Annotated in this window: 3 protein-coding genes, 2 tRNA genes and 3 rRNA genes; 1 reads left to right on the plus strand and 7 read right to left on the minus strand. The window is 47.8% G+C overall.

What is annotated here, in order from left to right:
- Window positions 1-13: 13 nt before the first annotated feature.
- Complete coding sequence (locus ACH11B_RS28330; protein WP_013668456.1) at window positions 14-808, minus strand: lytic transglycosylase domain-containing protein; 795 nt, start codon at window positions 806-808, stop codon at window positions 14-16.
- Between the two features lie 211 nt (window positions 809-1019).
- Between ACH11B_RS28330 and ACH11B_RS28335 the strand changes: the two genes are divergently transcribed.
- On the plus strand, window positions 1020-2285 hold the full coding sequence (locus tag ACH11B_RS28335; protein ID WP_130858591.1) for a pseudouridine synthase: 1266 nt from the start codon (window positions 1020-1022) through the stop codon (window positions 2283-2285).
- Between the two features lie 366 nt (window positions 2286-2651).
- Here the strand turns inward: ACH11B_RS28335 and rrf are convergent.
- The 6 genes from rrf to ACH11B_RS28365 form a co-directional block, all read right to left on the minus strand.
- Window positions 2652-2763 (minus strand): 5S ribosomal RNA (rrf, locus tag ACH11B_RS28340).
- Between the two features lie 142 nt (window positions 2764-2905).
- Window positions 2906-5782, minus strand: a 23S ribosomal RNA gene (locus ACH11B_RS28345).
- 213 nt (window positions 5783-5995) lie between these two features.
- Window positions 5996-6069: transfer RNA gene (locus ACH11B_RS28350), tRNA-Ala, on the minus strand.
- A gap of 58 nt (window positions 6070-6127) precedes the next feature.
- Window positions 6128-6201 (minus strand) — tRNA-Ile (locus ACH11B_RS28355).
- Between the two features lie 116 nt (window positions 6202-6317).
- Window positions 6318-7839: ribosomal RNA gene (locus ACH11B_RS28360) — 16S ribosomal RNA — on the minus strand.
- Together the 16S, 23S and 5S rRNA genes with 2 tRNA genes alongside form the textbook arrangement of a ribosomal RNA operon.
- A 162-nt stretch (window positions 7840-8001) precedes the next feature.
- Entirely contained in the window at window positions 8002-8163 is a 162-nt protein-coding gene (locus tag ACH11B_RS28365) for a hypothetical protein (RefSeq protein ID WP_157622172.1), read from the minus strand.
- Window positions 8164-9062 lie beyond the last annotated feature (899 nt).

Genomic DNA, 9062 nt, shown 5'->3' on the forward strand with positions numbered 1-9062 from the left:
TCAGCGTAATAAGCTACAGCCGATCGGAATGTCCCTCGCTTTCATGGTTGGCATCAAGCGCAAGTTTTGAGTTTGGGCTGCTGACACCCTTATATCCGTAGCTTGTTGGGTTTTCAATAACCTCTTTCGTAGAAATTAGTTTATAAACGTAATTAGCTGTCTCTTTATTCAGCTTCAGTTTATAGTAATCTTCCTCGTTCTGTCGACGGATAGTCTTTCTAAGGCTCCCTCCTCCTACATTATAAGCCGCAGCTACGAGTGTCCAGTTTCCAAAATCTTTATATAAGACTTTCAAATACTTGCATGCTGCCTCAGTAGACTTTTCTACGTCAAGGCGCTCATCGAAGGACGGTCCAACTTTTAATCCGAAAGCCTTCGCGGTAGCTGGCATAAATTGCCATAGACCTGCCGCTCCTTTGTGTGAGGTGCCTTCGATCAACCCACTTTCGACAAGTGGCAAATACTTGAAGTCTTCTGGGATTCCGTATGCGCGAAGAATAGGTTCAATTTTTGGGAACCATGCTTTCGCATTCTTGTGAAGTTTGTGAGTCTTAAGTCGCTCAAAGGAGTGTGCTTTTAAAGAACGCTTAATCTTTCGTTCAACATTTTCATCTCCTACTGGAAGATATTCATCTGCAAAATTTAAGCTCGCAAATAAAGATCTCTTACTTTTTGACCCACTTTTTGTACTTGCTGGTATGGCGTTATAAGTTCGATGCTCAACTACAGGCCGGCTGTAAATAAACATTTTTGAAAGAACTAAAACAACTAAAACCACCACGCTTGTACATAGGTGTTTTTTTATCATTTTTTACCTTTCTGTTTTGGTTATGCAAAAAAGCGCAGCAAATATAAAAATTATTTCCTTACAATACAAACACTTACAAAACACACCTTGATTATGTGAAATTTTATACGTATAATATAAGTCTAATATTTTGGTAAAATTCACATTCAAAGTACTTTAATACTCATTATTTTGAGTACCTTTGCGAGATAATTTTACGGATAAAATAATTATGCCATTCAGCAACAAAAGGAACAGTCGAGATGACAAATCCGCTTATTCAAGACGTTCTTCTTCAAGGAACGACACCAGGAACAGTCGAGATGACAAGTCCCCCTATGTAAAACGTTCTTCTTCGAGGGATGAAGACAGGAATCAACGAAGCGATAAACCTTATTCTACGCGTTCGTTCTCACAAAGCGATAACAACAAAGAATTTAGAGACAAAGAGGAAAAATCGGCCTTTTCAAAAAAATCGAATTACGGAAGTCAAAAACACAAAAGGGACGACCGATCTTCCAGTACAAATCAAACGAACAAAACAGATAGATATAATAAACAAGAAAGGTCCTATTCGGGAACTAGAAGAAACACAAGAGACGAACGGCCTTACTCGTCGGACAGGAAAAATCAAAATACGAGGTTTAAGTCTGACAACAATTTTGCTGAGGGATCAAGGTATCGTTCCGATGAAAAAATGGGTAACCGATCTTATGGCAACACAAAGCGTGATAAATTTAAATCCAACGAACAGCGCTTTTCAAAAGAAAGAGAAGAAAATGGTTTAATCAGGCTTAACCGCTATATTGCGAATTCAGGTGTTTGTTCACGCCGAAAGGCGGACGAACTCATACAGGCAGGAGTTGTGACAGTGAACGGTGTGGTTGTTACGGAATTAGGCACAAAGGTCGATGCTGCGAAAGATGAAATAAGATATAATGGTGAGAAGTTGAAAAGGGAAAAAATGGTGTATGTGCTTCTGAACAAGCCTAAAGACTATATTACCACAACTGATGATCCACAAGAAAGAAAAACGGTGATGCATTTGGTTGAAAAGGCCTCAAGAGAGCGGATTTATCCTGTAGGTCGATTAGACAGAAATACGACAGGCCTTCTGCTTTTGACAAACGATGGTAATCTGGCAGAGAAGCTCTCTCATCCGAGAAACAACATCATGAAAATATATCATGTGGAGCTAAATAAGAGCTTAACCCAGGGAGATTTCAACAAAATAGGCTATGGGGTTGAACTAGAAGATGGCTTCATTAAACCCGATGAAGTAAGTTATATTCAAGGAGCAAGTAAACGGGAAATTGGGATACAGATTCATAGTGGTAGAAATAGAATCGTGCGGCGCATATTTGAATCTTTAGGCTATGATGTTATAAAACTAGATCGTGTAATATATGCGAACCTAACTAAAAAAGATTTACCAAGAGGCCGTTGGAGGTATCTAGAAGAAAAAGAAATTATCCAGCTAAAGCATTTTATTAAATAATTCAATTTTGCGCATAAAAAGAAAGGGCGCTTATCATACTAATAAGCGCCTTTTTATATTTAAAAAAATCTCATTCCTTCCCGTTACGATTTCTTTAGTTAACACTGATTCCTTGTTTACAAGGAAATTCCTTAGAAAAGCAATTATTACAGCATTGGCATCAATTCCGTGCCGATCCTTTTTTCCTTTATAATCAACTGGGAAAGGATTTTCAGGTTAATAAATTCAAGTCCTGCCACATGGGAAGTTTCTCCGCAGCCGAGGGTAACTTTGACGGCTTACGATAAGCTGCTCCGACATGATTACAAACCGATGGACATCAAAACAGGAAAGGCCGCCGTGCAATGCACGGCGGCCTTCTGTAAAGATCGGCACCGACCTACTCTCCCACATGTTACTGCAGTACCATCGGCTCTGGCGGGCTTAACTTCTCTGTTCGGGATGGGAAGAGGTGGACACCGCCGATATAGGCACCTGAATATCTTATCTGAGTTTTACGTTTTAAGTTATTCGTTTTAAGTTCCCATAACCTGCAACTTATAACCTATAACCTACAACTTATAACCCGGTCGACATATATAACGGAAGAAAAAAAACAGGAAGACAACAGCCTGCTGCGCTTGAGAAAGCTTCGGGCTATTAGTACGGCTCGGCTGTGGTATCTCTACCTTTACACCTGCCGCCTATCGACGTGGTAGTCTCCCACGGCCCTGTAAGGAAGTCTCATCTCGTGGCTAGTTTCGCACTTAGATGCTTTCAGCGCTTATCTATTCCCGGCATAGCTACTCTGCCGTACACCTGGCGGCATAACAGATTCACCAGCGGCCGGTCCAACCCGGTCCTCTCGTACTAAGGTCAGCCCCACTCAGACTTCCTGCGCCCACAACAGATAGGGACCGAACTGTCTCGCGACGTTCTGAACCCAGCTCGCGTGCCACTTTAATCGGCGAACAGCCGAACCCTTGGGACCTTCTCCAGCCCCAGGATGTGACGAGCCGACATCGAGGTGCCAAACCTCCCCGTCGATATGAGCTCTTGGGGGAGATCAGCCTGTTATCCCCAGAGTACCTTTTATCCTTTGAGCGATGGCCCTTCCATGCAGAACCACCGGATCACTATGTCCGTCTTTCGACCCTGTCCGACTTGTATGTCTCACAGTCAAGCAAGCTTTTGCCATTGCACTCCGCGTACGGTTACCAAGCGTACTGAGCTTACCTTTGAAAGCCTCCGTTACCTTTTTGGAGGCGACCACCCCAGTCAAACTACCCACCAAACAATGTCCCCCCCAAAGGGGGGTTAGGAACCGGATACAGAAAGGGCGGTATTTCAAGGACGATTCCGCGGATCCTGGCGAACCCGCTTCACAATCTCCCGCCTATCCTACACATCCTGCACCCAGTCCCAATGTTAAGCTATAGTGAAGGTTCATGGGGTCTTTCCGTCCCGTTGCGGGTAACCGGCGTCTTCACCGGTACCACAATTTCACCGAGCTCATGGCCGAGACAGCGCCCAGATCGTTACACCATTCGTGCAGGTCGGAACTTACCCGACAAGGAATTTCGCTACCTTAGGACCGTTATAGTTACGGCCGCCGTTTACCGGGGCTTCGATTCAATGCTTCACCCGAAGGTTGACATCCCCTCTTAACCTTCCGGCACCGGGCAGGTGTCAGGCCTTATACGTCATCTTTCGATTTGGCAAAGCCATATGTTTTTGTTAAACAGTCGCCTGGGCCTTTTCACTGCGGCTTCTCCGTCGCCGGAGGAAGCGCCCCTTCTCCCGAAGTTACAGGGCCATTTTGCCGAGTTCCTTAGCCATGATTCACTCGAGCACCTTGGGATTCTCTCCCCGACCACCTGTGTCGGTTTGCGGTACGGGTCTTATATGCCTGAAGCTTAGCGGCTTTTCTCGGGAGTATGGTTACCCGCGCTATCGGCGCCCCCGGAGGTTTGCCGTACTTTCGGCCTTCGGCACACGACCCGGATTTGCCTGGGTCACGTTTACCTACGGCCTTCAACGCACTATTCCGTCAGTGCGCGGCGGTGTCACTCCTCCGTCCCCGCTTCGCAGCATACAAGAGTACGGGAATCTTTACCCGTTGGCCATCCGCTGCCCCTTTCGGGTCCGCGTTAGGTCCCGACTTACCCTGATCCGATTAGCGTTGATCAGGAAACCTTGGTCTTTCGGTGGGCGGGTTTCTCGCCCGCCTTATCGTTACTTATGCCTACATTTGCTTTTCCGGAACGTCCACGGATACTCACGTAACCGCTTCTCCCGTGCCGGAATGCTCCCCTACCGATATTTCTATCCCACGGCTTCGGTGGTACACTTTATGCCCGTTTATTATCCACGCCCGGCCGCTCGACTAGTGAGCTGTTACGCACTCTTTAAATGAATGGCTGCTTCCAAGCCAACATCCTAGCTGTCTGGGCAACCGGACCTCGTTAGTTCAACTTAGCGTACACTCGGGGACCTTAGCCGGTGGTCTGGGTTCTTTCCCTCTCGGCGCAGGACCTTAGCACCCTGCGCCTCACTGCGGACCATATCTCCCGGTATTCGGAGTTCGTCTGGATTTGGTAGGATGTGACTCCCCCGCACCCAATCGGTAGCTCTACCTCCGGAAGACTCAATGTCCACGCTGTTCCTAAAAACATTTCGGGGAGTACGAGCTATTTCCCAGTTTGATTGGCCTTTCACCCCTACCCACAGGTCATCCGGAAACTTTTCAACGTTTATCGGTTCGGTCCTCCAGTACGTGTTACCGCACCTTCAACCTGCCCATGGGTAGATCACAAGGTTTCGCGTCTACCTCCACTGACTGTACGCCCTGTTCAGACTCGCTTTCGCTTCGGCTGCGCGGCTTAACCGCTTAACCTCGCCAGTGAAGTGTAACTCGTAGGCTCATTATGCAAAAGGCACGCCGTCACCCCCATTGGGGCTCCGACAGTTTGTAAGCACACGGTTTCAGGTTCTCTTTCACTCCCCTGTTCGGGGTTCTTTTCACCTTTCCCTCACGGTACTGGTCCACTATCGGTCTCTCGGTAGTATTTAGCCTTGGCGGATGGTGCCGCCGGATTCCCACAGGGCGTCTCCGACCCCGCGGTACTCAGGAACTCACTAGGCCGGTCTTCATTGCGTGTACGCAGCTCTCATGCTCTACGGCGGGCCTTCCCAGACCCTTCCACTTCTTCCGACTGTACCACATTGTGGTCCTACAACCCCGCATATGCCGTAACATATCCGGTTTGGGCTCTTTCCCTTTCGCTCGCCACTACTCAGGAAATCATTATTATTTTCTTTTCCTGCGCCTACTTAGATGTTTCAGTTCGGCGCGTTCGCGTTGTTAAACGGCATGTCTTCAACATGCCGGGTTTCCCCATTCGGAAATCGCCGGATCTCATCTCATTTGCAGATCCCCGGCGCTTATCGCAGCTTATCACGTCCTTCATCGCCTCCGAGAGCCTAGGCATCCCCCGTGTGCCCTTTCTTACTTTCTTCTCCCCGTACCCTTTTGCCGTACGGGGATGCTTTTGTGTCATGTCCCTTCCCCGTAGGAAAGAAACGTCTCTGCTGTTGTCTTCTCTTGTGTTTTTTCTTCCGATATGTCAAAGAACTTTTTTTTCAGATTAAAAAGTCAAAATCAAAAAGTAAAAACGACCGGCGTACCGCGTTTTTGAATTTTGAATTTTTACTTTTGAATTTGAAAAGCGTGGAGAATAACGGATTCGAACCGTTGACCCCCTGCGTGCAAGGCAGGTGCTCTAGCCAGCTGAGCTAATTCCCCCCGTTACGTGGACAGGACCGCCCGCCTCCGGTTTCCCGGACGGCCTCCCTCTTTCAGGTAGTCCCGAGCAGATTTGAACTGCTGACCCCTACATTATCAGTGTAGTGCTCTGACCAACTGAGCTACGGGACTGCTTCGCTTCCGCACCGGTGACCCCGAAGGGGCACTGTGGCACTTTCCTCTTTTTTCTCTTTCTCTTTTTTCAAGAAATCTTCATGGCGTAACCGAACGGCCCGAGGGCCCTCTAGAAAGGAGGTATTCCAGCCGCACCTTCCGGTACGGCTACCTTGTTACGACTTAGCCCCAATTACCGGTTTTACCCTGACACGCTCCTTGCGGTTACATGCTTTAGGTACCCCCGGCTTTCATGGCTTGACGGGCGGTGTGTACAAGGCCCGGGAACGTATTCACCGCGTCATTGCTGATACGCGATTACTAGCGAATCCAACTTCACGGGGTCGAGTTGCAGACCCCGATCCGAACTGTGAGGGGCTTTCTGAGATTGGCTTCACCTCGCGGTGTCGCTGCCCTCTGTACCCCCCATTGTAGCACGTGTGTAGCCCCGGACGTAAGGGCCATGATGACTTGACGTCGTCCCCGCCTTCCTCTCTGTTTGCACAGGCAGTCTGTTTAGAGTCCCCACCTTGACGTGCTGGCAACTAAACATAGGGGTTGCGCTCGTTGCGGGACTTAACCCAACACCTCACGGCACGAGCTGACGACAGCCATGCAGCACCTAGTTTCCTGTCCCGAAGGACCTGTCCATCTCTGGACAATTCAGTAACTTTCAAGCCCGGGTAAGGTTCCTCGCGTATCATCGAATTAAACCACATGCTCCTCCGCTTGTGCGGGCCCCCGTCAATTCCTTTGAGTTTCACCCTTGCGGGCGTACTCCCCAGGTGGAACACTTAACGCTTTCGCTTGGACGCCGACCGTCTATCGCCGACATCGAGTGTTCATCGTTTAGGGCGTGGACTACCAGGGTATCTAATCCTGTTCGATCCCCACGCTTTCGTGCCTCAGCGTCAATCGTACTTTGGTAAGCTGCCTTCGCAATCGGTGTTCTGTGGCATATCTATGCATTTCACCGCTACTTGCCACATTCCGCCTACCTCAGGTACATTCAAGCGCGCCAGTATCAAAGGCACTGCGATGGTTGAGCCACCGTCTTTCACCCCTGACTTAGCGCGCCGCCTACGCACCCTTTAAACCCAATAATTCCGGATAACGCTCGGATCCTCCGTATTACCGCGGCTGCTGGCACGGAGTTAGCCGATCCTTATTCTCACGGTACATTCAGCCCGGTATACATACCGGGGGTTATTCCCGTGCAAAAGCAGTTTACAACCCGTAGGGCCGTCTTCCTGCACGCGGCATGGCTGGTTCAGGGTTCCCCCCATTGACCAATATTCCTTACTGCTGCCTCCCGTAGGAGTCTGGTCCGTGTCTCAGTACCAGTGTGGGGGTTTCTCCTCTCAGAGCCCCTAGACATCGTCGCCTTGGTGGGCCGTTACCCCGCCAACCAGCTAATGTCACGCGAGCCCATCCGTCCCCTATGAATATTTAAATGAAGGCCCATGCGGACCTGCATTCTCATGCGGTATTAATCCGGATTTCTCCGGGCTATCCCCCTGGGACGGGCAGGTTGCTCACGCGTTACGCACCCGTGCGCCACTCTCACGGGGACCGAAGCCCCCGATCCCGTTCGACTTGCATGTATTAGGCCTGCCGCTAGCGTTCATCCTGAGCCAGGATCAAACTCTCCATTGTATAATGTTAAGTTTCCGATCTCGGCTTTCGCACTTCTTTCAGTGCAGCCTTCCGATCTTTTTTGTATCTTCCGGCCGACGGACCGTTCAGGCCTGTCCTTTTGACTTCCGCCAAAAAACAGGCCGTCCGTTACGCTACATGAATCTGATTTCTTAAAGAACTTTAAACGCCTCCGCTCACGCTTCGGCCTCCGCCGTATCCATCGGGTCTCCCCTCCGGTACTTCCTGCTTTTTTCTTTCACCTTCCCGGGCATCGCGCCCGTTCCGTCGTCCCCTCTCTCCCGATTGGGAGTGCAAAGGTAACAGCTTTTTTCTTTTCTCCAAAATATTTTTTTAAAATATTTTTTCCTCCCCTGCCGTTCACCTCCGTACCTCAAAAAACAACCGCATCCCTTCGTTTGCGGAGCGCCCGCCTTCCGAACGGGATGGCAAAGGTACGAATCTCCGCCGTTCCCGCAAATGTTTCGCGCCCCGGACCACAGCTTTTTTTACAACAAACTGGAAATCAAATCGTTTTTTTTCCTCCCGCTATGCAAGCTTTGAATATGGATTCATTCATAAATCGTATAACTTAGAACCTGCCGTATCTTATCCTTTACTCCTTTCGTTATTTGATGCACCATTTGTACTTACGCGATCTACAGACCATGCGGGAAGGCAGCGCCGAAAAAAGATCTAGCTCCATTTAGGGGTACTATGAATAGATTCATAACACCTTTTATAGTACTAGACAAGTAAGCTCTGTTAAATGACATTTAAACAGCATGATAATTGTCCGCTGCGATTGATAGCCAATCTTATCGCCTATATATAATAGTCACTCATTTTTTAAACTGCTTCATAAACTCCCTTATCGAACAGCGGGACAAAAGAAAAAGCCAATTTAAATTTTTATTTTTTTTTTAGGATTAATTTGAGAAATTTATGGCAGACATAGAACCCTCACCGAAGGGAATTCAACTATCATTTTTTACCAAAAAAAAGCACAAAAACATGGGTGAAAAAAACCACACTTTATCTGGTTGTGGAAAAATTTCACATTCCAAAAAACAAGTATAGATAAACAGCATATAAACGATATAATAAACTATAAAACAATCAGTTAAAACATTATTTAAATTTTAATTTTTTTAGTTGTTTTTTTTTGTGAACTTCGACTCTCCGATAGGTTATTAACATTTTAACCTTCGATTATTGATAATCAGAATATTAGAATTTACGGT

The organism is Olivibacter sp. EAT-5 (assembly GCF_044784325.1).
Lineage (GTDB): Bacteria > Bacteroidota > Bacteroidia > Sphingobacteriales > Sphingobacteriaceae > Olivibacter > Olivibacter oleidegradans.

What these genes read in the sequence shown, in the direction of transcription:
- ACH11B_RS28335 (WP_130858591.1), top strand. Translation starts at nt 1,020, where the DNA reads ATGCCATTCAGCAACAAAAGGAACAGTCGAGATGACAAATCCGCTTAT.
- ACH11B_RS28330 (WP_013668456.1), bottom strand. Translation starts at nt 808, where the DNA reads ATGATAAAAAAACACCTATGTACAAGCGTGGTGGTTTTAGTTGTTTTA.